Annotated in this window: 26 protein-coding genes; 14 read left to right on the plus strand and 12 right to left on the minus strand. The window is 55.0% G+C overall.

All coding sequences use genetic code 11. The annotated features are described in order from the left end of the window. The first annotated feature begins 30 nt into the window (after positions 1-30). Together L1D47_RS07920 and L1D47_RS07925 are read left to right on the plus strand one after the other, a co-directional pair. Entirely contained in the window at positions 31-636 is a 606-nt protein-coding gene (locus L1D47_RS07920) for an NAD(P)H-dependent oxidoreductase (RefSeq protein ID WP_239883864.1), read from the plus strand. A 98-nt stretch (positions 637-734) separates the two neighbouring features. Continuing rightward, complete coding sequence (locus L1D47_RS07925; protein WP_239883866.1) at positions 735-1,157, plus strand: VOC family protein; 423 nt, start codon at positions 735-737, stop codon at positions 1,155-1,157. A 62-nt stretch (positions 1,158-1,219) separates the two neighbouring features. On the opposite strand, the gene L1D47_RS07930 is transcribed toward L1D47_RS07925, so the two are convergent. The 3 genes from L1D47_RS07930 to L1D47_RS07940 form a co-directional block, all read right to left on the minus strand. Beyond that, entirely contained in the window at positions 1,220-1,468 is a 249-nt protein-coding gene (locus L1D47_RS07930; protein WP_041510238.1) for a hypothetical protein, read from the minus strand. A 5-nt stretch (positions 1,469-1,473) separates the two neighbouring features. After that, positions 1,474-1,842 carry a hypothetical protein gene (locus L1D47_RS07935; RefSeq protein WP_239883874.1) on the minus strand — a complete coding sequence of 123 codons (369 nt, stop codon included), beginning with the start codon at positions 1,840-1,842 and terminating at the stop codon, positions 1,474-1,476. 164 nt (positions 1,843-2,006) lie between these two features. Further along, positions 2,007-2,324, minus strand: coding sequence for a DUF1971 domain-containing protein (locus L1D47_RS07940; RefSeq protein ID WP_041510236.1), 318 nt, complete (start codon positions 2,322-2,324; stop codon positions 2,007-2,009). 145 nt (positions 2,325-2,469) lie between these two features. Here L1D47_RS07940 and L1D47_RS07945 point away from each other — a divergent pair, with 145 nt between their 5' ends. From L1D47_RS07945 to L1D47_RS07965, 5 genes are all read left to right on the plus strand, one after another. Next, entirely contained in the window at positions 2,470-2,970 is a 501-nt protein-coding gene (locus L1D47_RS07945; protein ID WP_345778760.1) for a YcxB family protein, read from the plus strand. 639 nt (positions 2,971-3,609) lie between these two features. After that, positions 3,610-4,284 carry an OmpA family protein gene (locus L1D47_RS07950; RefSeq protein WP_239883876.1) on the plus strand — a complete coding sequence of 225 codons (675 nt, stop codon included), beginning with the start codon at positions 3,610-3,612 and terminating at the stop codon, positions 4,282-4,284. Between the two features lie 149 nt (positions 4,285-4,433). Next, the gene (locus L1D47_RS07955; protein WP_239883878.1) at positions 4,434-7,181 is read left to right on the plus strand and encodes an ATP-binding protein; all 2,748 of its coding nucleotides are present in this window, start codon (positions 4,434-4,436) and stop codon (positions 7,179-7,181) included. Then, complete coding sequence (locus L1D47_RS07960; RefSeq protein ID WP_041510233.1) at positions 7,171-7,509, plus strand: Hpt domain-containing protein; 339 nt, start codon at positions 7,171-7,173, stop codon at positions 7,507-7,509. The genes L1D47_RS07955 and L1D47_RS07960 overlap by 11 nt, the downstream gene beginning before the upstream one ends. Beyond that, a complete protein-coding gene (locus tag L1D47_RS07965; protein WP_239883886.1) occupies positions 7,506-8,690 on the plus strand; it encodes a response regulator in 1,185 nt (394 codons plus the stop codon). The genes L1D47_RS07960 and L1D47_RS07965 overlap by 4 nt, the downstream gene beginning before the upstream one ends. Here L1D47_RS07965 and L1D47_RS07970 read toward each other — a convergent pair. The 5 genes from L1D47_RS07970 to L1D47_RS07990 form a co-directional block, all read right to left on the minus strand. Next, positions 8,687-9,253 carry an acetate uptake transporter gene (locus L1D47_RS07970; RefSeq protein WP_239883888.1) on the minus strand — a complete coding sequence of 189 codons (567 nt, stop codon included), beginning with the start codon at positions 9,251-9,253 and terminating at the stop codon, positions 8,687-8,689. The two genes, L1D47_RS07965 and L1D47_RS07970, sit on opposite strands and share 4 nt — an antisense overlap. Before the next feature lie 614 nt (positions 9,254-9,867). After that, a complete protein-coding gene (locus L1D47_RS07975) occupies positions 9,868-10,302 on the minus strand; it encodes a GNAT family N-acetyltransferase (protein ID WP_239883893.1) in 435 nt (144 codons plus the stop codon). Positions 10,303-10,454: 152 nt separating this feature from the next. Then, the gene (locus tag L1D47_RS07980; RefSeq protein WP_239883895.1) at positions 10,455-11,525 is read right to left on the minus strand and encodes an ACP S-malonyltransferase; all 1,071 of its coding nucleotides are present in this window, start codon (positions 11,523-11,525) and stop codon (positions 10,455-10,457) included. A gap of 14 nt (positions 11,526-11,539) precedes the next feature. Continuing rightward, positions 11,540-13,849, minus strand: coding sequence for an alpha-ketoacid dehydrogenase subunit alpha/beta (locus tag L1D47_RS07985; protein WP_239883897.1), 2,310 nt, complete (start codon positions 13,847-13,849; stop codon positions 11,540-11,542). 108 nt (positions 13,850-13,957) lie between these two features. Further along, positions 13,958-15,133 carry an acyl-CoA dehydrogenase gene (locus L1D47_RS07990; RefSeq protein ID WP_041510229.1) on the minus strand — a complete coding sequence of 392 codons (1,176 nt, stop codon included), beginning with the start codon at positions 15,131-15,133 and terminating at the stop codon, positions 13,958-13,960. Positions 15,134-15,289: 156 nt separating this feature from the next. On the opposite strand from L1D47_RS07990, the gene L1D47_RS07995 reads away from it, so the two are divergent. From L1D47_RS07995 to L1D47_RS08015, 5 genes are all read left to right on the plus strand, one after another. Beyond that, the gene (locus L1D47_RS07995) at positions 15,290-16,126 is read left to right on the plus strand and encodes a LysR family transcriptional regulator (protein WP_041510228.1); all 837 of its coding nucleotides are present in this window, start codon (positions 15,290-15,292) and stop codon (positions 16,124-16,126) included. Positions 16,127-16,298: 172 nt separating this feature from the next. Further along, on the plus strand, positions 16,299-17,177 hold the full coding sequence (locus tag L1D47_RS08000; protein ID WP_239883898.1) for a MipA/OmpV family protein: 879 nt from the start codon (positions 16,299-16,301) through the stop codon (positions 17,175-17,177). A gap of 107 nt (positions 17,178-17,284) precedes the next feature. Beyond that, a complete protein-coding gene (locus L1D47_RS08005) occupies positions 17,285-17,593 on the plus strand; it encodes a DUF3019 domain-containing protein (RefSeq protein WP_239883899.1) in 309 nt (102 codons plus the stop codon). Continuing rightward, complete coding sequence (locus tag L1D47_RS08010) at positions 17,593-18,306, plus strand: response regulator (RefSeq protein WP_239883900.1); 714 nt, start codon at positions 17,593-17,595, stop codon at positions 18,304-18,306. Before L1D47_RS08005 ends, L1D47_RS08010 begins: the two co-directional genes overlap by 1 nt. Before the next feature lie 10 nt (positions 18,307-18,316). Next, positions 18,317-19,600, plus strand: a complete 1,284-nt coding sequence (locus L1D47_RS08015) for an ATP-binding protein (RefSeq protein ID WP_239883901.1) — start codon at positions 18,317-18,319, stop codon at positions 19,598-19,600. Positions 19,601-19,626: 26 nt separating this feature from the next. On the opposite strand, the gene L1D47_RS08020 is transcribed toward L1D47_RS08015, so the two are convergent. Continuing rightward, positions 19,627-19,905: a DUF1289 domain-containing protein gene (locus L1D47_RS08020; RefSeq protein ID WP_239883902.1), complete on the minus strand. Its 279-nt coding sequence runs from the start codon at positions 19,903-19,905 to the stop codon at positions 19,627-19,629. A 188-nt stretch (positions 19,906-20,093) separates the two neighbouring features. Between L1D47_RS08020 and L1D47_RS08025 the strand changes: the two genes are divergently transcribed. Further along, the gene (locus L1D47_RS08025) at positions 20,094-20,633 is read left to right on the plus strand and encodes a DUF4136 domain-containing protein (RefSeq protein ID WP_239883903.1); all 540 of its coding nucleotides are present in this window, start codon (positions 20,094-20,096) and stop codon (positions 20,631-20,633) included. A gap of 31 nt (positions 20,634-20,664) precedes the next feature. On the opposite strand, the gene L1D47_RS08030 is transcribed toward L1D47_RS08025, so the two are convergent. The 3 genes from L1D47_RS08030 to L1D47_RS08040 form a co-directional block, all read right to left on the minus strand. After that, the gene (locus L1D47_RS08030; protein ID WP_239883911.1) at positions 20,665-22,134 is read right to left on the minus strand and encodes an AAA family ATPase; all 1,470 of its coding nucleotides are present in this window, start codon (positions 22,132-22,134) and stop codon (positions 20,665-20,667) included. A gap of 267 nt (positions 22,135-22,401) precedes the next feature. Continuing rightward, entirely contained in the window at positions 22,402-23,538 is a 1,137-nt protein-coding gene (locus L1D47_RS08035) for an HlyD family secretion protein (RefSeq protein ID WP_239883913.1), read from the minus strand. Position 23,539: 1 nt separating this feature from the next. Then, positions 23,540-23,929 carry a DUF3302 domain-containing protein gene (locus tag L1D47_RS08040; protein WP_041510221.1) on the minus strand — a complete coding sequence of 130 codons (390 nt, stop codon included), beginning with the start codon at positions 23,927-23,929 and terminating at the stop codon, positions 23,540-23,542. A gap of 267 nt (positions 23,930-24,196) precedes the next feature. Here L1D47_RS08040 and purT point away from each other — a divergent pair, with 267 nt between their 5' ends. Further along, a complete protein-coding gene (gene purT, locus L1D47_RS08045) occupies positions 24,197-25,375 on the plus strand; it encodes a formate-dependent phosphoribosylglycinamide formyltransferase (RefSeq protein ID WP_239883915.1) in 1,179 nt (392 codons plus the stop codon). Positions 25,376-25,446: the final 71 nt, after the last annotated feature.

Consider the following 25,446-nt stretch of genomic DNA (forward strand, 5'->3'; position numbering starts at 1 on the left):
GGTTTATATAATGAAACTTCGGTTTATATAATGAAACTTCTTATCGTCAGTGCCAGCCAACGTCCCGGGTCCCAGAGCGCCAGAGTCGCCGGATATCTTAGCGAACATGCCAATCAATTCAGTGAGATACAGCATGTCGAATTGTGTCGCTACGATCTGCCCTTCTGGGACGGCGACAGAAACGGCTCCGCACTCCAGGCGAGCGACTGGCACAAGCTCGACCCTCTGGTAAAGCAGGCCGATGCATTGGTGCTGATCACCCCAGAATGGGGCGGCATGGCCTCGCCCATGCTGAAAAACTTTCTACTGCTGTGCGACAACCAGGCTACGGCCCACAAGCCCGCCCTACTGGTCGCCGTCACCAGCGGGATCAGCGGCACCTACCCTATCGCCGAGTTAAAGATGAATGCCCTGAAGAACAACAAGCTGGTACCTATCTCTGATCATCTAATCATTCGTAATGTCGAGCAGGTGTTGGGCGAAGGTGAAATCGATGCCAGAGAACAGGGACTGAGAGAGCGAATCGATTACAGCCTGCATATGCTCGGTCAATACGCCGACGCCCTCGGCGCCATACGCCTGCGCCACAGGGAACAAGCCTACCCCAAACAGCAAGAGTATCAGTACGGCATGTAGCAGGCCGCGAGCGCTAAAGCCAGCGCACCGATACCAAAGCGCTAAACCAGCGCATTTTTAATGGAATACCACCAAGCTAACAGAGAAGGAATTTAATCATGATCCAGCTAGAACATATCAATCTCGTGGTCACAGACTTAGACGCCAGTCTCAACTTCTACCAGGCCGCCTTCCCTCATTGGTCGGTGCGTGGCGGCGGGAAGGGCAGCTGGTATGGCAAGCCACGCAACTGGGTTCACTTCGGTGACGACTATCAGTATCTGGCCTTCAACGATGACGGCGAAGGGGAGAATCGCGATCTCAAGGGCCATCGGGTCAGCCTGGCGCACTTCGCCTTCACCACCCAAGATCTCGACGGCGTGATAGCCAGGCTGAGTCGAGCGGGTTTCGAGGTCGACAAGGTGGGACAGGACGATCCCTTCCGTCGCAACGTCTATTTTATCGATCCCGACGGCTATGAGGTGGAGTTTGTGCAATATTTAGCTGACCTGCCAGCACAACGCAATCGCTACGACGCCTGATCACAGCCTAGTGCTTTAGGTCTGCTGGGGATGATGGGCCGCAATATTTTGCAGCAAAAGGCCTATCCCCAGTAAACGACCAGGGTGAACAGCAGAAGATAGAAGAAAAAGCCTGCCAGGTAGACGGCGTAAAAATCATTTTTCGCCAGGCGTTTCTCCCGATGGAACAAGGCGGGCCAGTACAAGGGCTTCTGCACTCGGCCAAGGGTTAGCAGGCCAATCACCACGGCGCCCGTGGTATAAAGAACAAACGAGAGTAAGATCTCCCAGATAAACCAGATAAAGAGCTCGGTGAGACTAGCCGCTAACATGAGTATTACCCCGCCATCTTGCTAAGAAACAACGCAAAACCCGCGCCTGCGAGCAGAAAGATGATCACCATGATAGTGAGTGTCTTGGAGCGCATCATGGACTGCAGCAGGGCGAAGCCTGTGTCCATCTCGGCCAAGTCTTGCAACAAAGAGGAGCCGGTCTGTGGCGCAGTAGCTATCTTAGGCTCGGTTGCGGCAGCCTTATCTGGCGCTGCTATCGAGGCCTTATCTGTCGTTGCCATCGATGCCTGATTTTTCAAGGCCTGAGGTTTCAAGGCCAGAGGTTTCAAGGTCTGATATTTCGATCCCTGATGGTTCGAGGCCTGAGGTTTCAAGACTTGATGTTTCGAGACAGTGTTTGGGGAGGTTTTCATCGGCTTTCCTTAGCGAGAAATATCATTGGACTCTATTACTTAACCTAGGGAAAGTCAGGTTAACTTTTATTCACTTCTCGCCGGTAAAGTACCAATTTATCGCTAGCGCTGCTCGAAAAGAATTGTTGTTAGAAACAGTCGATAAGACTGCTCAAAATACATGCTTAAGCCTGATCGACCGGCCCATCGGGTTTGATGAAGAAATGAATTTCGAAACGGGTATCAGGGGTAAGGGGCTTGATACTGTGCCAGTAACCGGGATGGGAAATCGCCGTTTCGTTAGCCAACAGGCGCACCTCGCGATTGACCTCACCCTGTTTGTCTAGGTAGCCGAAAAACATCAGCTCCCCCTGGATCACATGGATCTGTTCATACACGCCGTGACGGGTAAAGTGCCGCTCACGGTAGATGGCTGGCATATCCTGCTCGCTATACACAGGGGTCTTCTTACACTTCACATATCCTTTAGGCACAAATGACATTATAAAGCTCTCTTATCGCGGCCGGTTGCCGTCTATCCGAAAGCTAAACTTAGTCTAAATTTTGCCAAAGATCTAAGACAAGCTAACGGCAAGATTGCACTTCATCCATAAGGGATTACACTGTGTCCAAAATTCAGCTATTTCAATGACCATGACAGCTTCATCTCACTCTTCGTTTTACTACAGCACACACTTTATTCTGGACAAAGCCTATTATGGCGAGTGCTTCGATGCCTCTGTGACCCAAGATGTTCCCCGCACCGCATATGCTAAGGCACTGGGTTTCCTGCTCGTCGGCCTGGCGCTGCTATTAACGGGCGTCAACGCCTACGCCTCCTGGTTTATCATCGCCCTCGGTGTGCTGGAGGCCTTGAGTATCAAGTTTAAGCGTCCCTGGTACCTCGCCCGCCAGATGATGAGTAAGGCCGCCGGCAACGAAGCCAGCCTCACCCTGGACGAGCAAGGAGTCAAAACAGAATCTCTCTATGTTAAACAACTCCTGCTGTGGGACGATATCGACACCATTCAGGAGACCACCACAGGTTTTCTGCTACTGTCTAGCGGCCAAAAACACTATCTCTCGAAACGCTTTCTCGATAAGGACAGCTGCGAGTTTGTGCGCCAAAAAGGGGCTATAAAGGGCTAAGGAAGGTGCGAACAAGTCGTCGCACAGCTCTGGCTTTGATAGCAGCGACAGTTCAAGGCATTCAACTGAGGGCATGCCGAGGCCTGCTGAAGTTGAATAACGCCGAAATGGTGTTGCTATCAAAGCCCCGCAGGGCGAGGCTTACAGCGGTATTTGCTGCGTTACAGTTCTTGCGAAGGACTAGGGCCATTCGCTGCAAACTGTGCCTTGCATCTATCCACTTTAAGCACACGCAGAGCAAGCAGCACAGCTCTGGCTTTGATAGCAGCGACAGTTCAAGGCATTCAACTGAGGGCATGCCGAGGCCTGCTGAAGTTGAATAACGCCGAAATGGTGTTGCTATCAAAGCCCCGCAGGGCGAGGCTTACAGCGGTATTTGCTGCGTTACAGTTCTTGCGAAGGACTAGGGCCATTCGCTGCAAACTGTGCCTTGCATCTATCCACTTTAAGCACACGCAGAGCAAGCACGGGACTTATTCGCACCTTCCCTAAATTTGACGCAGTTATATTAAAATTTGTATAGATTCCGATAAAAACGCCTCGCTTTGTTATTATGCAAGCAAAACGCGACAATAGCGCACATAACAACAAGCCCTAAGGACGGTCTCCGCCCCAGGGCAAACCAAATATGGAGTAACGATGATCAGTAATCAGAAACTCGTCGCGGCAATCTTGGCCGGCTCGACACTTTTTATTTCGGCTTGTCAAACAACCAACCCGTATACCAACGAGACCCAAAACGCCAAGGCGACTAACGGTGCCATCATAGGTGCCATTGCCGGTGCGGCGATCGGTGTAGCCTCTTCGAGCAAGAGCGACCGGGGTAAAGGTGCCCTTATCGGTGCAGCCTCAGGTGCGGCGGTCGGTGGTGGCATCGGCTACTACATGGATGTGCAGGAAGCCGAGCTGCGTAAACAGCTACAATCGACCGGCGTGAGCGTCACCCGTAACGGCGACAACATCATCTTGAACATGCCAAACGAAGTGACCTTCGGCGTCGATCAGTCGGTGCTAAGCAGCCGCGCCAAGAACGTGCTGGACAGCGTCGCCCTGGTGGCCAAGGAATATGACGAAACCATGCTGAATATCATGGGCTTCACCGACAGCTCGGGCAGCGAGTCATACAACCTGCGCCTGTCTCAGGTACGTGCCGCTAAAGTGGCCAACTACCTGATGTCTCGTGAAATCGAGAACCAGCGCATCAGCTCTATAGGCATGGGCGAATCTCGTCCGATCGCCGACAACTCGACGCAACAAGGCCGTGCACAAAACCGCCGTGTCGAAATCGTACTGAGCCCAATGCCAAAGGGCTAACCCGCTAGTATTTTAGCGTCCCTCGCTCTCTGCAGCCGAGGGACGCTCCTTCCAAAGCTTTCCCGCAAAAAAGATTCACAAATCCACTCCCCAAAATTGCTCACATAGGTCTAGACTTATTCTTAAGCAATAACAAGGATGTGGATGCCATGGCGCCTACAGGGAAAAGCATTGACCACTCACCATTTGCGCAGCTTATCTGCGATGAGCAGGGACTGATCATCGAGGCCAACCACGCCCTTTGCGCCTTGTTTGAGCTTAATGATGCGGCCATCATCGAGCGCCCGCTCGATCAGCTATTGACCCTTAATCAAATCGATTCAAGCACCTCACTCATTGATGCCATCGCCCATGCAGTAACAGAGGAACAATCCCTCGACGTACGCCTCCACCGCCAGTCTCAGACTCCTTGGTATCAACTGCTCCCCCACCGTCTAGAGGACAGTCGCTACCAGCTGCTGTTTGTCGCGCAGAGAGATGATCCCAATATCCAGCAGGCCTACCTCAAGCGTTTCGAGGATTTTCTCTGCTCGGCGAATATCGGCATCTGGCATTATGACTCAGCCACGGGCCTGACGCGTTTCTCAAACAGGATGAAAGAGTTGCTACAGCTGAGCCATCACAGCCCCCTAGACTGGCAGGTGCTACAGCAGATGGTCAGGGTGAAAGACCGCCATAAGTTCGATAGCTTTCTCGCCCCGTCGCCCTCGGGCAAACATAAGACTCAGTTTCGTTTTCGTATCGACTCAAAAGATATGGAGAGGGTCTATGAGCTATTCGCCGAGCATATCTTCCTGGACAATGGCCACTTTAAGCTGCTCGGCCTCATCAAAGATCAGACAGAATCCAACGCCATGCTCGACGCCCTTAACGAGGCCAACGAGTCGAAGAAGCTGGCGCTCGAGGCCGGTAACATAGGTAACTGGCGGGCACAAATAGATGAACGGGGCCGATGGTTCTGGCAGTGGGATCAAAGAGCCAACGAGATGTTTTGCCTCAACTTTGAAGATATTGGCGTATTAGAGAGGTGGGCCGAGCGGATTCACCCAGAAGACTTACCCACTGTATTGACGGCCGTCGAGGACTCCCTGGCCAACGGCACCCCCTTTCATCAGGAGTATCGCGCCATTCTGCCCAACCAGGAGACCATCTACATACTCGCTAAGGGCAAGGTGAGCCAGGGACAGAACAATCAAAACAGCCGCATCGACGGCATCTGCATCGATCAGACCCCCATCTATCAGGCCCGTCTGGCGCTGCAGGAAAGCTACAAATCGCTGGAGAGCCGGGTCAAGCAGCGCACCACAGAACTGCAACTTGCCAAGGAGCGAGCCGAAATCGCCAGCCAGGCCAAGAGTGAGTTCCTCTCTATGATCAGCCACGAGCTTCGCACGCCGATGAATGCGGTGATCGGCGCACTGGAGCTGCTGTCGCTGGCTGATAAGTCGAGCGAAGAAAGAGATCTTATCGAAACCGCCTCGACCTCGGCCAATAACCTCATCTATATCCTTAACGACATACTAGATATCAACAAGATAGAATCGGGCAAGATGCAACTTGAACAGCAAGACTTCCACCTCACCGGAGTCATCGCCGATCTGATCAAGAGTTTCTCGCCGGTAGCCAGCCGCCAGGGGTTGAGGTTCGCCGTAGAGGAAGCCCTGGATCTACCCGAATGGGTCGAAGGCGATATCGTCAAGGTACGGCAGATCCTCAGTAACCTACTCAGCAACGCGATGAAGTTCACCCACACCACAGAGGAACAGACGGGCTGTGTCTCGCTAAACATCGCCGTGAGCGAGCAGAATGATATCGTGACCCGGGTGCGTTTCACTGTGACAGACAACGGCATAGGCATAGACAAGGCGACCCAGAAACGCCTCTTTACCCCCTTCGTACAGGCGCAGCGCTCTACCACGCGTAACTACGGCGGCACGGGACTCGGACTGGCTATCTGCGGCAAACTCACCAACCTGATGGGCGGTAGCGTCAATCTCGAAAGCGAACTGGGTCAGGGCGCCCAATTCTGTGTCGAGCTTCCCTTCTGGCGCGCCCAACGCCATGAGCAGAATCAGGCGCTTTCCCAACACACCATAGGGATAGTGAACCTGGGCCAGCCTCAGAGCAAGATGGACTGGATTAAACAGTGTTTGACCGACAAGGGTGGCCGGGTCAAATGCTACCAGGCCGAGCACCTGGGTTTCGACACCCAAAGCCTGCAGCTGGTGATTATCCTCGCCACAGGCGAGCCAGACGAGCTGAGTTTTCTGGTTAATCAGGCGGCGAGCCCCAAGGGGCATAGCAACTGGCTTGTGGCCCTGCCCCAACATCAACGCAAGGCGCTAAAACAGGCCATTCCCCAGATAGACACCCTGGATATCTATCTGTTATCCAAGGCATTGCTGCTCAAGGCGGTGCAGAAACATCTCGACACCGACCTCGCCATCGATCTCGAGGAGATGGAGTTAGAGCTCTTTGACTCCTTAACTCAGGAGCCAGCGCCTCGACTCAAGGGGGATGCCGACATACTGGTCGTTGAGGATAACCCTTTAAATCAGAAGCTTATTCTTAAACAACTCGACATGCTTGGCTATCGTTGCAACCTCGCCGAAGATGGCCTCGCCGGTGTACACCTGTGGCAATCGGCGAATTACAAACTGATCCTCACCGACTGCCATATGCCCAATCTAGACGGTTATGACATGTCCAAACAGATCCGCCAGATAGAAACCAGCACCCAACGTAAGTCGGTGCCCATTGTCGCCATCACAGGTGCCGCCATGGCGACCGAACTCGACGACTGCTATCGCTCGGGCATGAACGACTTTGTCAGTAAGCCTGTGCAGCTGAGAGACCTGAAGAAGGTCATACAAAAATGGTATCGCCATGAAGAATAGTCCCCAGATCCTCAACCCTAAGATCATGCGTGATCTCATCGGCAATGATCCTACCCTCATCGCCCAGTTCAAACAGGACTTCGTCAACCAGGCCCGCTCCAGCCTGCGCGAACTCGCTACCCATTACAACAACCGCGAATTCAAGGGGCTCAAGCAGGGGGCGCACTTTCTCAAAACCTCTGCCAAGGCGATTGGTGCCGAAGAGGTTACCGACAAACTACAACAGCTGGAGTTCGCCGCCATCGAGCAAGATATGGCTCAGTGCAAGCAGCTCATCATCCAGCTCAAGAACGCCCTGCAATCCCTGATAGAGGTGATCAACTCATGACTCGAAAACCTAGCGTCGCCAGCCGTCACCCCGAAGTGATCATGCTCTATGAGAAGGAGGAGGATATCTCAGGCGCGGCTAACATCATCGCCGAACAGGTCGACGAATACCGCACTGTGCCTGTGACTAGGCTGGTGGGCGAGCAGATAAAAGAGCATAAACCCTCGGTGATCCTCTTTGCCATGAGCACGGTGAAACTCAGCATAGAGCTCTATACCAAACTCCTGAAAAACCAGCAGATCGTCCACAGGCATTACGCCATTGTGCTGTGTAAGAACAAGGAATCTGGTTTGGCCTTTCGCAGCTGCATCAAGGGGGTGTTCGACAACTACTTCGTCTATCTCCCCCTGTATGAGAAGTTTCGCCTGAAGATGATAGTCCACAATGGACTGAGGCAGAGTCAGGGGGATGACCATTACGCCGGTCTGGATGACGACCAGCTAGAACGGATAGACACTAACCTCGCCTCGCTGATCGAACTCAGCAGTCAGTGTAAGCGTCAACTACTGGATTCTGTCGACTCCTGCAAGGCCTCCATGGAGCAGTCGACCGAGCAGCTCCCCCATGGCGACGAGGGCATGGGTCACGACAAGGCACTGGTCAAATCGCTGGCGAAGCAGCATATCGAGCCCCTACTGACCCAGCTTGAGGTGGAGATCAAAGATGGTCTGGATCTCATCCTGGCGCAGCTCACCAGTCGCCACAGCGAGATCAAAGATATCAAGCAGAAGGTACAGGCAAAACAGAAAAGCAGGCTCCCGAGTCAGGCCCTGGTTTCCTCCTTGTTTGATGAGCATGACGCCAAGCCGCCCAAGAAGAAGATCTTAGTGGTGGAAGACAATCAGATATACCGCGAGATGATCGTCAAGGTGCTGGAGCAGGATGAGTATGACACAGAGCAGGCCTGCGACGGCCTGACCGCCCTCAAGATGATCAAGGGGAACGATTACTCGTTGATCCTCATGGATCTCTATATGCCCCACCTGGATGGCATCAACACCACCAAGCAACTCAAGGTCCATAACGACGGTAAGGACATTCCCGTGGTGGCGCTGACCAGCAACAACAACCGTGAGCTGATCAAGCGCTGGGCTCAGGTGGGACTGAAGGGGTACATTCTTAAGCCCTCCAATCGCACCGAGATCCTACAGGCGGTCAAGACCGCCATCGAATATGGCTAAGCTTTAGCCTCACCGATAGGCAGGATCACCCGACCATATTCCTGATTGAGCACCTGGGCCATGGCAAAGTAGATGGCGCTGGCGCCGCAGAATATCCCTTCGAATCCGGCGATCAATCCAATCGACTCGCTACCGGTAAAGTCGCGGGCCGCCAGCAGGAAAAACAGCAGGGTCAAGGAGCCAAATACCACTTGCTTGACGCGTGGATAACGCAAAGAACCGACAAACATGAAGGCGGTAAACACACCCCAAAGGCTTAGGTACCAGCCCATGAAATGACTCGGACTGGCGGCGGCAAGTCCAAGCTTAGGCAGCATAATGAGTCCCACTAAGGTCAACCAGAACAGGCCATATGAGGTAAATGCCGTGGTGCCGAAGGTGTCCCCCCGTTTAAAGCACATCATGCCCACCAGCACCTGGCCCAGACCACCGTAGAAGATCCCCATCGCCAAGATCATGGCATCGATGTCAAAGAAGCCCGCATTGTGTATGTTCAACAGCACAGTCGTCATACCAAACCCCATCAGACCCAGAGGCGCAGGATTGGCCAATTTTGTCGACATTTAATTCCCCTCGTTATCGCTCGCAGTGAATGCGCCCCCATGGCGCGGTCAAAATCGCGGCGGATTCTAGAGAAGTCTTAATGGCACTACAATGCCTGCCCGAGTGGGCAACGCGCCATAACAAAAATAGATATAAAACAATAAGATAAGAGTTATAGTCGAGTAGTGATATTAACGAGACGTAAAAATATCCCATAAATTCATTGAGATAAATATCGCCCCTGAGATAAAGTGAACATGATCACGCTAACCCACTTTTTGAGAGAGGTGTCACAAAGTTTGTTTCGGGTCATCTCAGGCGAGCGCTCTTAGGACAAGTAAAACCCCGGTAGACAGGACAAACCTCACAGTTTACGGCTTTACGTGATCGACCTATCAAAAAAATCAGCAGAAGATCTTAGTTAACCATCTGCTGATCTAGATCAGTTTTACGTCTCAGATAGCACCTGTGCCTGGGCGCTTAGAGAGCATTTAAAGCTCATGCGTAAAGCTAATGTTTAAAGCTAATGCTAAAAGCTATGATTCAAGCTCAGACCTAAAAGCCAGGCCTTAAAGACAGGCATCAAAGACAAAACTCTAAATCAGCGCTCTAAGTCAGGGCTCAAAATCAGGGCTTAGCTGCACCTGGCCATCAGGAAGGCGTTCACATAGCCGCCGTCCCGAAAGGCATAATCTTTGGCCTCGCCTTCTATTACAAAGCCATGGGACTTATAGAGCGCAACCGCGGCCTCGTTATCGGTATAGACCTCGAGTTCGATACGACGCACCGCCAGCCAGTTGGTCGCCAGATCTATCATGGCGGCCAGCAAGGCACTGCCGATCCCCTGCCCACGCGCAGACTCACACACCGCCATGCCAAAGTTGGCCACATGCTTGCGCCTGGCATTGCTGTAGACCTCCATGCCAAGCTGCCCCACTATCTGCCCATCACGCACGGCCACCAAGCTGTAACAGTTCTGTGGCAGATCCTTCAGGCGTTTCTGCCAGAAGGCCAGCGATGGGTAGGGACGCTGCAGTGTACCGGCATAACAGCTAGGCTGACCGTACAAGGCGAAAATCCCCTCTATGTCGCCATCTGTGCTGTGACGAATAGTGATCTCCGGGGCTTGGGGGAGTTGAACTGCTGCTCGGCCATAAACGTCCTATATTTCCTTATAAAAGAAGGCAATATGCCATAGGTACAATAAGCATAGCAACGCCCTTATTCTCCCGTGGCAATGGGTCGCTGCGCGGGGTTGCCCATGGCGATCAGCTTAGGCGCCAACTTCTGCGCCTCGCCGAAATCCTGCTTGCTCTGCCAGTCAAACCATTGGTTTGCGATCAGCGTCTGCGCCACGGGCCCACCTAAGGTGTTACCCGGTCCCAGCACTATCACGCAATCAGGGGCAAACTCCTTGACCGCCACGGCCATCGCCTGACTAAAGTCATAGGGCGCCACCACCTGATGGTCTAAGGTGTAACTGTGCAGTCGTGCCAAATCAGTGGAGAAAGGATTCCACACATGCCCCCTGCCATCGATCATGGGCAATCTGGGGCGATGAAACAGCGACTCGGGCAGGGCCTGCTGCCCCCGGCGCGCAATATCCATCAGCAGTGGCGAGTGAAAGGCGCCATGGTTATACAGTCGCATAGGGTAGCGCTCTTCAAGCCTTGGCAGCAGAGCCTCAGCCTGAGTCAGCCCCGCCTCGTTACCCGCCAGCACCCTATATCCCCCCAGATGAATAGAGGTATAGAGCTCACAACAGGCCTGCTCATTCACCTCGGCGATCACCCTGTCCAGCAGTTCTGTCTTGGTCTTGTCCCGGCGCCAGTTGTCATCCATCTCTGGATAGATCATCTGTCCGCCAATCAGGCCGTCACTCATCATGCTGCCCATGGTGTTGATCACCTCAATCGCGCCGCGCTCATCCAGGGCGCCGGCCAGCGCCAGGGCGATATACCAGCCCATGGAGTTACCCGTGACCGCCACGATATCGAAGCGCTCACGGTCGATATCCATAAAGTCGGCCATGGCGCAGGCATAGATTAAGGCCGAGGCATTTTCCCCCGGGGTGTGTAGCTTGAAGGAGTATTTACCCTGAGCATCGAGCTCGGCGATGGGCTTCTGCCCCAAGTCACGCCGATAGGCATCGATCGCCTCGATAAAGGCAAGCTTGTCACTATGGTACCTGGCGAGATAGCCGAGCTCCTCCTTGTTGTAGCAGCCTCTTCCCGGCGCGACCACCAGCGCTCTTAGCTTGCCTGTCGCCACCGTTTCGCCTGTCTTCATCATCTTAGCTTCCTGTGTCATAAGGCTTGTCTCACTCCTGTGCGCTGGATGGTTGCACTCCCCTCGTCGTCCTTATCCTGCTCATCAACCAACGCCTGATCACCAATCAAAGCCTGCTCACCAACCAGGGCCAGGGCGGCCTCGACTATCTGCGAGCGACCCGGCAGCGGCAGGGTCGCCGCCTCCGCCAGTGGAATAAAGCAATCCTCGGCGGTCAGCCTGGCCATCTGCGGCGCGAGATCCCCCAGGCGCTCATGCACACAGGTGACTATCGCCTCACTCACCGAACCGCTGCGGCGGCATTCATCGACGATCAGCAGGTGTTCACACTCGCTGACCGCCGCAATGATCGCCTCCTCGTTAAGCGGGATGAGGTAGCGCAGATCAATCACCCGGCAATCTATCCCCTGCTCGGCCAACTCTCGCTCGGCCTGACGGCTAAGGTAATAGCCGTTGCCATAGCTCAGGATAGCCAGTGTCTTGCCCTTGCCGTAGACACCCAGCTCACCGTAGGGCAGCGCCTTGGCCTGCTCCTGAGGACAATAGGCATGACTCCAGAGGCCGTCGCCCTCCTGGTGCAGATCCCGCGTCATGTAGAGGGCGATCGGCTCAAGGAAGATCACCAGTCGCTGCTCCTGCTCCGCCAGGCGCACGCATTCACGCAGCATCCCCATGGCATCTTCGCCATTGGAGGGACAGGCCAGGATGAGGCCAGGTATATCGCGAAACACCGCCAGGGAGTTGTCGTTATGGAAGTGGCCGCCGAAGCCCTTCTGATAACCCAGACCGGCGATACGGATCACCATGGGATTAGTAAACTGGCCGTTAGAGAAGAACGGCAGGGTCGCCGCCTCTCCGCGGATCTGATCCTCGGCGTTGTGCACATAGGCGAGGAACTGGATCTCGGGAATCGGTAGCAGGCCGTTGTGGGCCATGCCGATGGCTAGCCCCAATATGGAGGTCTCATCGAGCAGGGTATTGATCACCCGGTTAGGCCCAAAGCGCTCCACCAGGCGCGAGGTGACATGATACACCCCGCCCTTCTTGCCCACATCCTCGCCGCAGACCACTATGTTCTGCTGACGTGCCATAAACTCGGTGAGCGTCATGTTGATAAGCTTGCCCATGTGCAGCGGTTTACCCAGGGAGTTCTTGTCTGCGCTAAATAGCCGCACAAAGGCTTCTTCGGACAGATCTTGGTGTGCCTGAACCTGGTCATTTACAGGTGGGACTACTGCCGCCATCGCTGCCTTGGCACTGGTGAGCTTGGGCCGCTCGGCCGCGACCTTGGCAATGGCCGCGATACGCGCCTTGAGACTTTGGTACTGCTCGACGATTTCATCCGGGCTCATCAGCTTGGCCTCGATGATCTGCTTGGCCGTGAGCAGCAGAGGGTCCTGCGCCTCGTTATCGAAAATCTTCTGTTTGTTCAGATAGGCAATCTCGGCGTCGCTGCCGGCATGCCCCATCAGGCGAACCGTTCTGACATGCAAGAAGACGGGGCGGCGCTTGACTCTGGCATATTCGGCCGCCTGGCGGCTGACCCGGTAACAGTCCAGTAGATCCCGACCGTCACAATAGAAATACTTGATGCCGGCGCGGTCGCGAAAGTTGGCTGCGATCCAGCCGCTCGGGGTGGCGGTGGAGATGCCGATACCATTGTCTTCGCAGACAAACAGCAGCGGCAGTGGCACCTGCTGATAGGCGGCCCAGCCCGCGGCATTGATCGCCGTCTGGGCGCTGGCGTGGTTAGCCGAGGCGTCACCAAAGTTGCAGAACACCAGGCTGTCCTCGGGCAAGACGCTGTCGATATCCAGCCGCTGGGTCAGGGGAATACTCAGGGCTGCCCCCACCGCCTTAGGCAGGTGAGAGGCGATGGTGGAGGTCTGCGGCGGTATCATCAAGCGCTTACTGCCGAGCACCTTATGGCGTCCGCCCGAGATGGGATCTTCGCTGGAGGCGGCGAAGGAGAGCAGCATGTCCCACAGAGACGTCTCGCCGGGCACCTGACGCGCCCGCTCTATCATGAAGGCCGCGCTGCGATAGTGCAGAAATGCCATATCGGTCGGGCGCAGCGCCGCGGCGCAGGCGGCGTTGCCTTCGTGACCCGAGCTGCCTATGGTATAGAAGCCCTGATTGCGGGCCCGCATCTTACGGGACTCGAGATCCAGCAGCCGGCTCTTCATCTGAGACTCGAACATGCCGACAAAATCGGCATCGCTGAGCCCCAGGCGAGTGTGGCACCAGCCCTGCTCTATCTCCAGGAAATCTTGCTGTGATACACGTTCGACAAATTGCCTGTCGAGGGCAATAGCTCTATCTTCCAAGTTGATCTACCTCAATTGGGCGCAACAAGGCCTATACCACAGGCGTTCAACAGGCCGCTGCGACGAGAAGGCGGAGCGACGCCGTCGCTCCGAGCTGAAGGAGAGGAATTAACCGAAGGCCTGGATACCGGTCTGCGCACGACCCAGGATGAGCGCATGAATATCATGGGTGCCCTCGTAGGTGTTGACGGCCTCAAGGTTCATCACGTGACGAATGACATGGAACTCGTCGCTGATGCCGTTGCCGCCATGCATGTCGCGGGAGGTACGGGCGATATCCAGTGCCTTGCCGCAGGAGTTGCGCTTAATCAGTGAGATGGCCTCGACCGGCAAGGCGTCTTGATCCATCAAGCGACCGGCCTGCAGACAGGCAAATAAACCAGTGGTGATCTCTGTCTGCATGTCGGCCAACTTCTTCTGAATCAGCTGAGTGGCAGCCAGCGGACGGTTAAACTGGATACGATCTAGGCTATATTGACGCGCCGCGTGCCAGCAGAATTCGGCGGCGCCGAGCGCGCCCCAGGCGATGCCGTAGCGAGCCTTGTTGAGGCAGCCGAATGGGCCCTTGAGTCCCTCGACGTTAGGCAATAGCGCCTCTTCACCCACCTCAACATTGTCCATCACTATCTCACCCGTGATCGATGCCCTTAGACTGAACTTACCCTCAATCTTAGGCGCGCTTAGCCCCTTCATCCCCTTCTCCAGGATGAAGCCGCGGATCACCCCGTCGAGCTTGGCCCACACCACAAACACGTCGGCGATGGGCGAGTTGGTGATCCACATCTTGGCGCCGTTGATACGGTAGCCCCCCTCGATGCGCTCGGCGCGGGTCTTCATCCCACCGGGATCTGAGCCCACATCCGGCTCGGTCAGACCAAAACAGCCTACCCACTCGCCAGTGGCCAGCTTAGGCAGATACTTCTGGCGCTGCTGCTCGCTGCCATAGGTATAGATGGGGTGCATCACCAATGAAGACTGCACGCTCATAGCACTACGATAACCGCTATCGACCCGCTCGATTTCACGGGCCACCAGGCCATAACTGACATAGTTGGCATTGGCGCAACCATAGGCCTCGGGCAGAGTCGCCCCCAGGAGTCCCAGCTCGCCCAGTTCGTTCATGATCTCACGATCGAAATGCTCCTCGCGATTGGCCATCAATACCCGGGTCATCAACTTTTCTTGCGCATAGTCGTGCACCATGTCACGGATCATGCGTTCATCTTCGCTAAGCAGCGCATCGAATTGCAGTGGATCTTGCCAATCAAATTTCACTCGAGCCATGAGTCTGTTCCTTGCTGTCATTATTGTTGTGGTTGTCGCTGGTGACTAATTCATCACTTGCTAATTCGACTAGCATAGGCATAATTTATCCGTAGAAAAAATATTCTTTTTGTTTAGCTTACATAGTTATTTTCTATATCTTACGTAAGGGTAAAGATGAACCTGAGAGCCCTGAGCTACTTCGTCGCCGTCTACGATAAAGGCACCATCAGCGCCGCCGCTAAGCAGTGCTATATCGCCCAGCCGTCGATCTCCTCGGCCATCAGCCAGTTGGAAGATGAGCTCAATACCCAACTTTTCCAGCGTCACGGCCGAGGGGTCAGCCCAACAGAATCCGCCGAGCGCCTCTACCCCCTGGCCCAGCGCCTATTAAACGAGTCCAAGGCAATAGCCTCGCTCTTTAATACCCCCGAGCAGCGCCAGCCCTTTAAGCTTGGCCTGATCAACTCACTCGGGGTACAGCGCATGAGCATGCTGCTCAAAGACTTTAGTCAGGCCTGCCATGATATGGAGCTTACCCTGGTCGAGGCCAACGAACCCTGCGATGCCCGTATCATCACCACCAGCCAGCTAAAGTCCGATGAGGTATTTCAGCCCATCTGGCATGACGACTACCTGCTGGCGATCCCTTCCAACATGAGCCTGGCCTTGAAGAAAGAGATTCGCCTGCAGGATCTCAGCGGCCAGCCCTTCATCCACCGCGCCCCCTGCGAGGCCCTGGCGGATCTGCAGCAGCTGATGGATCTGGAGGGGATAAAGATGCAGATCCGCGCGCGGATCCAGACGGTAGAATATGCCGTGGGGTTAGTGGCCGCCGGCGTGGGTATCGCCCTGGTGCCCGCCCTTCCGGTACTGATGGAGCAGAACAACATCATCTATAAGGCGATTGGCGACTTGCAGCTCAGGCGCACCGTCGGCCTGGCCATGCCCAGAGAGGGGGAGCGCACCGAGCAGCAGAGGCAGTTGCAACAAGTCAGTAAACTCTATAGCTAAAAGGGATCACAGGCTCCCTATCGCTGCGCAACATTTCGCCAAAACGCAACCAACACAAGGCACCAAGCTGTATCATTTTGCATCAGGAATAGCGAAAACGCTGTGCATATATGACGTAAATGGTAATCTTTGCTCAGACTCCTGTTTGATCCGATTTAGTGTATCTATACCCATGAAAAACAAGCTGCTGACAGGCCTACTCACGACTCTGCTGTTCTCCTTTGCCATCCAGGCCGAAGAGCAGAAGGTTTGTCATATGGATGATGAATGCATCGAGGTTGGCCAGTGGCAACTCGGCCTGGCATTCGGCTATGGCGAGCGCAGTAACCCCATCCGCGACTACGACGATATCCCCATCTACCTGGCACCGACCCTGGCCTACTATGGCGACAGCTGGTTTTTCGACAATGGTAATCTGGGCTACACCCTGGCGGACGAGGAGCTGTTCAGCCTCAACCTGACCACCAGCTTCAGCAGCGACAGCGCCTACTTCTACCGTTGGGATCCGTCGAACATCTTTATCTCTGGTACCAGCCAGATCAGCTCGACACCGGCGCTTACCTCACGATTTCAAGCCTTTGGCGCCGAGCCCGAGCCTTTTTTCAACGAACTCGAAGACAGAAAATTTACACTTCTTGGCGGAGCCGAAGCGTTTATTTACACTCCGGTGGGTATAATCAACCTCGCCTTGGCCCACGACCTTTTCGATGTCCACTCCGGCATGGAGGGCAAGGTTAAATGGCTCTACAACCTGTCGCTGACCGACTGGAAATTTGAAGTCGCCGCGGTGGCCAATTGGAAGAGCGAAGAGATCATCAACTACTATTACGGCGTACGTCCAAGCGAGAATGCATATTGGAGTGAACGCTATCGTGCCGGCTCTGGCACTAATTTAGGATTAGAATTGACGACACAATACATAATGAATGAGCACTGGGAGTTGCTCTTCCTAGTGCGCTATACCGACCTGGCCGATGCGATCACCGACAGCCCGCTCGTCACCGAAAGTTACACCAACACTTACTTTATCGGCACAGCCTATAGGTTTTAAGGTTTGTGTTTTCAATGACTTTCAGGCTGATACAGGCAATTATTGCCATTATTTTACTGTGTAACATTACCTATGCCGCGGGCCAAGAGTCTACGGCCAGCTTGTCATTGTCACCCCAATTTTGCATCACGGCCGATGTCGAACAGAGCTGTGAAATTGAGTTGGTACTGAATTGGGAAACCCCCTATCCCCAGGTGGTTTGTATCATGTCGGATCATAGCGACCTGGAAAAGTGGTGCGCCGATTCCCCCAATACCCACTCGCTCACCGTGAAGGTTGAGACACAAAAAGATATTCAATTTGTCATGATAGACAAAGAAAGCCACCAAACATTGGCCGGCGTAAAATTAAAAGTTACCCCTACTTCGTCGCCTCAGGTGAGGCGTCGTTATCGCAACCCCTGGAGTCTATTCTAATGACAGAATCTCAATCGACCCATAGAGTCTTGCTCGTCGAAGACGATATTCGTCTGGCAAACCTGATTGTGGATTATTTAAAGTCGCATGGAATGCACGTGGAAGTTGAGCGTCGTGGTGACACAGTACTGACCCGACTGATCAACTACAAACCAGATATCATCTTGCTCGATATCATGCTGCCAGGGATGGATGGCCTTACTCTTTGTGAAAAACTGCCCGACTACTTTGCCGGCCCTATCCTGCTGATGAGCGCCCTGGGTTCCAACGAGGATCAGATCAAGGGATTAGAGCTGGGCGCCGACGACTATGTGGTAAAGCCAGTCGATCCTGCGCTGCTTATCGCCCGCATCAATAATTTGCTGCGCCGCACCGCCAAGCCACCGCAGGCGGAGTCTAACTGCCTCAGCTTCGGTAAACTCAGCATAGATCCCCACACTCAGGCCATTCGCCTGGGCGATCTCGAGGTGGACCTCACCAGTCATGAGTTCGAGCTTCTCTGGCTGCTGGCCTCACAAGCCGGGCAGGTACTGAGCCGTCAATATATCTATCAATACCTGCTCAACATCGATTTCGACGGCAAAGACAGGAAGATCGACGTGCGCATCTCGAGACTGCGTAAGAAGTTAGGTGACAATATCGAAACCCCATTTAGAATTAAGACGGTATGGGGTCAGGGATATCTATTCGCCCCAGAAGCCTGGAACAACTAACGGAGCTGCGTTGAAACGACTCTTCATCAGCCTATACCTGCTACTGAGCCTCAGTTTTCTCGGTATCGGCTGGACCCTGGACAGCATCTGGCAAAACAATGTCGACGACGGCGGCGCCCAAGACGCGCCGCTCATCGCCTTGGCCCAGCTAATCGGCAAGCTGCCCAAGTCCCAGCGCGAGGCGTTTCTCTCGCAGCTTAGCACCCAACAAAGCTACCCACTCAGGCTACTACCTAAGGCCCAGGTGGCCATCAACCAAGATGAATCCCTCAGCCGCGACAGCGTCTTGGTGACCGCCCCGGACGAGCAACACGAGCTGCATTTTATCGAGATCGATGACCAGGAGATCCTCATGGCAGGGCCCATAGAGATAGATCCCAGGGAGCAGCTGCGCGGCCTATTTACCCTCTTCTTCTATCTTTCCCTGGCATTGGTCGCGCTGATCTGGGTCTGGCCCCTGTCACGAGATCTCAAGACGCTGCGACTGGCGACCAAGGCATTTGGCCAGGCCAAGTGGGACACCCAGATCCAACTCTCCAACCGCTCCCAGGTACAGCCCCTGGCATCAACCTTCAACGAGATGGCCCGTCACATCAGCGCGCTGATCGAGAACCAGAAGCATCTCTCTAACGCCGTCTCCCATGAGATCAGGACCCCCCTGGCCCGGCTCAAGTTTGCCCTGGCCCTGGTGCCTCAATATTGTGCCCCCGACTCAGATCCCGAGCGGCGCCAGGAATTTCTCGACGAGATGCAGCAAGATGTCAAGGAGATGGAAACCCTGCTGCAGGAGCTACTCACCTATGCCAGCCTGGAGTCACAACAGCAGGATTTAGAGTTTGAATGCTGTGAGCTGACCCGGCTTACCCAGCAGACCATCAGCCGCCTGCAAAACCGCCACAGCGTTCCAATTTATTTTGACGAGCAGACGCCCGAGCTGAAGGTGATGGGCGAGCCTTCGCTCATCGAACGGGCGCTGCAAAACCTGATCATCAATGCCCAGCGTTTTGCCAAGAGCCATATCACCATAGCGATCAGCCAGGAAAACAAGTCGGTGCAGCTCAAGGTGATCGACGATGGCCCGGGTATCGCGGCCGTGGATCAAGAGAAGATCTTCGAACCCTTCTATCGCAGCAAGGTAGTACAGAATGGCAACAAGGGTCATGGACTGGGACTGGCCATCATCAAGCGGATCATGCACAAGCACAATGGCCGGGTGTCACTGGCAAGCGAGCCGGGCAACACAGTCTTTACCCTAAGCTGGCCCAGGGTAAACACGAGCAGACAAAGAAAATAACAGGCGGCAGAAACTAGGGCAGAGCCTTAATCGGCATCGAGGTCGATATCGAAATCCAGTGATTGGGTCGCGGCGGCGCGCTCTTCCAAGATGGCGGTCTTCTTCGCCTTTAACAGGGCCAGGCGACGACGGCGATGACGCTGTTTACATAGGCGAATCACCTCATTTTTTTGCGCATCGGAGAAGTGCAGCCAATTAAAGCGCTCCTCTCTGCTGCGCAGGCAGCCCTTGCAATAGCCCCGAGCATCTGTCTGACAGACACCAATACAGGGACTGGGGATCTCGAAAAACTCTAACTGTTCCATGGGGGCTAGCTACACCTAATTGTCTGCGACATCTTGAATAGGGGCTCACTTAAGGGGTCGCTAAATGAGCCTATAGTTAAAACATAACCTAAATCTCGGCAACTGGCTAAACTTTATTCATACACTAAAACTGAAAACTCTAGTATAAATAAGCTGATAGCATCAAATTATGATTATTAAGGAGTCTCATGAGTTCACTACGCCTGCTCATCCTAACAATCGCCGCCTTACTCGTAGGCGCCTGTGCCAGCAAACCCACCACAGATTACGATACCCAGTATGACTTCGATGCGCTTAAGCGCTTCACCCTGCAGAGTCCTGCCAATATCGGCGACCCCCTCAGCACGGCGCGGATAGACCAGGCCATAGTCGATAGCCTGACCCAGAGAGGCTACAGCCAGGTCGCCGACCAGCCCCAGTTTATGGTGACCTACGGCTTCAAGGTGGTGGACAAACCCAAGAGCTCCGGGCTCTCCATCGGCCTGGGAACCGGTAGCTGGGGGAGCTCAGGTAGTGTCGGAGTCGGCACCAGCGTCGGTGTGCCACTGGGCAGCGACAGCGCCAAGATGCAGCTCATCCAGATAGACATAGTCGACAGCGCCAGCAACAAGCTGGTCTGGCGCGGCAGCGATAAGTTTGATTACGATGACGGCGGCGAGAAAAAGGCCAGAGAAACCAGGGAAACCGTGAACAAGATTCTCTCTCAGTTCCCCCCTAAGCCCGAGTAGACTCGCACCTGATGGGCGTTGACCGTACGCACTATTGATGAGCGTTGACGGTACGCCCTTGCGCCCAGTGACGCAGCGCGGCCAGTTTTTCCCGCATCACCACAGACAGGGGGCGAGTCTTCATCAACTCGCCCAGCAAGAGCGCCTGAGACACGCTTTGCTCCGCCGCCCGCGCCGTATAACGCGCGGAGATGATCGCCTGCTCTATCTCGGCGCCAGAGAAGCCCTGGCTGGCCTGTGACAGCTTAGCCAGATCAAAATTAAGCGGGTCGAGCCGACGACGCTGCAGATGGATCAGGAAGATCGCCTGGCGCACGCTATCATCCGGCAGATCCACAAAGAAGATCTCATCCATCCTGCCCTTACGCATCAGCTCGGGTGGTAGGGCACTGATATCGTTGGCCGTAGCCACCAGAAACACCTCTGATTTTCGCTCTGCCATCCAGGTCAGCAGCGCTCCCAGGATCCGCGTAGAGGTGCCGTCGTCGCTGCTACCACTACTGAGACCCTTCTCTATCTCGTCTATCCACAATACGCAAGGCGCCATAAGATCGGCCAGCGCCAGGGCGTTACGCAGATTCTTCTCCGTCTCGCCGATATACTTGTTATACAGGGCCGACATGTCCAGGCGCAGCAAGGGACGCTGCCACATGCCCGCCACGGCCTTGGCCGCCAGGCTCTTACCACTGCCCTGTACCCCCAGCAGCAAGATTCCCTTGGGATGATCGACCCGCCCCTCCGCACTCGATACCGGACTGCGATGGGAGAGCCATTTCTTCAAGTTATGCAGGCCGGCCACCTGAGAGAAGTCGCTGGTGTCATATTCAAACTGCAACACCCCTTCCATATCCAGCAGCTTAAACTTGCCCTGGTTAATCCTGTCCACGTCCGAGTGAGTGATGGCCCCATCATCCACTATCGCCTTATGGGCCAGACGGCGGGCATCGTCGAAGGTCAGCCCCCTGAGATTCTCGGCCAGCTTAGCCACGGCGTCATCATCGACACTCTGCAACAGACCTTCACCGCGAGCCTTGTCTATCTGCTCATAGATAAGGTTTTGCAACTGCACGGTATCGGGCAGCGAGATGGAGAAATGGGCGCAGTAGCGTTTGATCTCAGGGGGGATCTCGAAGGCATGGCTGACCAGGACTATGGTATGTTTCAACGCCTCATACTCTAAGGCGATCTCCTTGAGCAGACGCACATTCTTGGGGGCATTGTCGACGAAGGGATGAAAGTCGCACAATACATAGATCCCCTGCTGACTGGTGGACTTGATCTGCCCCAGGATCTCTGTGGGATCTGTGTTGAACTTCTGAGTCCCCATCTTCACATCGGCACGCGCCAGTCCTTGGGTGATGCTCCAGGTAAACAGCGGCTGATATAGGATGCTCGATACCCTTTTTAGCAACTCGATCACCCGATACTCTTCATAGGTTTCGATCACGACGATCGGGGTATTGGAGCGAAGCACGGCGGTGAGATCGCGAATATCTTGCATAGTCATCCTTAAACAGAGCCACTAGCGGTATAAGATTAGTCGCTAGCGGTATATGAGCCGTCACTAACGGTAGAAGCATTAGTCGCTAGCAGTAGATGCATTAGCCACTAGGGCTGACCCTGGTTCGCCAACCCAAGCGCTATTGATACCCCAGTATCTCAACAAATTCAATTATTCACGCCATGAATTACCCCATAAAAAAGCCCGCAACGCGGGCTTTTTTATTAGCGGGACTCTGTTAGGGTCGCCAGACAGACAGGCTATCAGTTAATGAAATAGGTAGTTCAGCCAGCCCTGCATGCGCAGCAACACCTTACGCATCACGGCCACATGAGAGAAATGCTCGGTATAGACCGCCGCCTGACCGGACACCCCGGCGGGAAAGTTACGTTTCGCCTCGTGATCGTCCAGCTCAATCAGGACGATGGCGCGCCCCCTGGGCAGCAGTGCCATAGAGGAGACGAGCGCGCCCTGGGACTGAAACTCACCCTCGGCCATGGCTGGCAGCACCTTGGCCACCCGGCCCTTAAACACCTCACCCGGCGCGGCGTCCAAGATCATCTCGGCTTCATCTCCCTCCTTGAGGCGCAGCAGGGAGTTTTGCCAGAAGGCCCCGGCAAAATAGCGCTCCTCGTCGGGAATAAAACTCACCAGGGAGCGTAGCGGCATAGGCACGGCAATCACCCCGGGGCGCAGCGCCATCTGAGTGACTATGCCATCGGCCGGCGCCCGCACCACAGTTTGCTCGAGATCGTACATCGCCTTATCCAGTTCGGCTCGGATCCCGGCCACCTTGGTATTAACGCCATCGACATTGGATTCATAGGCGAGCCTGACCCTCAACTCTTCAGAGCGCGCCGCGGTGAGCTGCGCCTCGGTGGCCATGTAGAGCTGGCGTTTGTTATCCAGCTCCAGCTCGGTAAAGGGCGAGTTGGCGCCGCCACGCTTGCGCCCCTTCTCGTATCGCTCGAACGCCGACTTGCTTCTGTCTCTGTCGGCCGTGGCCCGCTCCACACTGGCCTGAGCCGTCTGCCAGGCCGCCTCTAGCTGAGGCACCTCGAGTTCGGCCGCCGCCAGTGCCGCGCGCTTCTGCATCACCACCGCCTCGAAGGGCTTAGGATCGATGCGAAACAGCACATCGCCCTTCTTAAGGGGCACATTGGGCTTGGCCTCGACGCTGGTCACCAGGCCACGCACCGCGGGGTTGATGGGAACCGTGGCAAACACCTGACGCGCATAGGGCGTGTAGGGGTGGTTATAGTTCATCAGCAGCACCAGGGCGCCGACGATCACTATGCCGCCGAGAATCGCCGTGGGCACAGTCCATTTATTGAGTGGGATCTTGAAGATCTTGAAGATGGCGATACAGATGGCGGTATAGGTCAGAATGAGTAATAGATCCATCTTATGACTCCTTCTCTTGCGAATCTGACTGTGTCTCGACCACATGCAAGGCCGCTTGCCCGCCCTCGACGGCGCTCAGACGCTGCTCAAGCTTGGCTATGGTTTGATTGAGCTGTTTGACCTCATCTTCCAGCGCCAGCTCTCGCTCGACCACCTTGTTGAAGCCCCAGCCTCTGTCCTCGCGATACAGGGTCGCCCAGATCCACAAGAAGGGCCAGATAGCGTGCAGGGTAAACAGGCTCACCCAACCGGCAACATGCAGGGCATCTTGCTGGGGATGATTACGCTTCTTGGCTATCTCATAAGGAATATCGTGGATCACGATCACCCCATAAAACAGGAAAACGGCGACAAAAATGATGACACCTAAAGCAAAGTAATCCAGAAACACGGCTCACTCCTTATTGTTATTGAACCTATTTAACCACAACACACCGCGCCATCGAGATTGGCGCAAACAAGTAGTTCTCGCAATTTTACTTTATCCATACTAGCCATAAATTGCTGATAATGCTTTCCTATATTCGCGTCATAATCTTGATCCAGTACACACTTGTCGGCGTAAGGGGTCTGCATATTCCTTGCTAAGAGGTAAGATAGTCGCCAAATAATCGAAGCTGGGCGCACGACCCACTCAAGATAAAAAGGTACCCACACCATGATAGGCACACCCTATTCAAAAGGCGCTAGGCGCGCCATGCTGCTAGGCTGCGGCGAACTCGGCAAAGAAGTTGCCATCGAACTACAACGCCTGGGCGTCGAGGTCATTGGCGTCGACCGCTACCCCAATGCGCCGGCCATGCAGGTCAGCCACAGGTTTCATGTGATCAACATGCTGGACGGTGAGGCTCTGCGTGCCATCATAGAGCAGGAACAGCCCCACCTAGTGATCCCCGAGATCGAGGCGATCGCCACTCAGACCCTGGTCGAGCTGGAAGCGCAAGGAGTGAATGTCGTTCCCACCGCCAAGGCAACCCAGCTCACCATGGATCGCGAAGGCATTCGCCGCCTCGCCGCCGAGACATTGGCTCTCCCCACCTCACCCTATTTCTTCTGCGACACCCAGGCCCAGTTTGAGCAGGCAGTCGCCGACATCGGCCTCCCCTGTGTCGTCAAACCTGTGATGAGCTCATCGGGCAAGGGCCAGAGCATCATACGCAGTGAGGCGGATATTGTTTCGGCCTGGCAATATGCCCAGGAAGGCGGCCGCGCAGGTGGCGGCAAGGTGATCGTCGAGGGCTTCGTCCCCTTCGACTATGAGATCACCCTGCTTACCATCAGCGCCGTCAATGGCATCCACTTCTGCGACCCCATAGGTCATCGCCAGGAAGATGGCGACTACCGCGAGTCTTGGCAGCCCCAGGCCATGTCTGATGCCGTGCTCGCCAAGGCGCAGGCGATCGGACGTAAGGTCGTCAAGGCGCTTGGCGGCTATGGTCTGTTCGGCGTCGAGCTGTTTATCAAGGGCGAGGAAGTCTACTTCTCCGAGGTGTCGCCTCGTCCACACGATACCGGCCTGGTCACCCTTATCAGCCAAGACCTGTCGGAGTTCGCCCTGCATGTGCGGGCCATCTTAGGCCTGCCGATCGCCAACATAATGCAACACGGCCCATCGGCATCGGCGGTGATCCTGGCCGAGGGCACGAGCCATAACATCAGCTACCGCGGCATGGCGCAGGCACTCGTTGAGCCAAACACTCAGCTGCGCTTGTTTGGCAAGCCAGATATCGACGGCCGTCGCCGTCTCGGCGTAGGCCTGGCCCGCGGGGAAAGCATAGATAACGCCATCAACAAGGCGCTCAAGGTTGCCGCTCAGGTCGAAGTTTTGCTGGATTAAATCCTCCGCAACTGAGAACAACAAAAAGGGCGCCAATAGGCGCCCTTTGCTTTTCCACCAGACGACCTTGG

Source organism: Shewanella sp. Isolate7, from assembly GCF_022398425.1.
GTDB lineage: Bacteria > Pseudomonadota > Gammaproteobacteria > Enterobacterales > Shewanellaceae > Shewanella.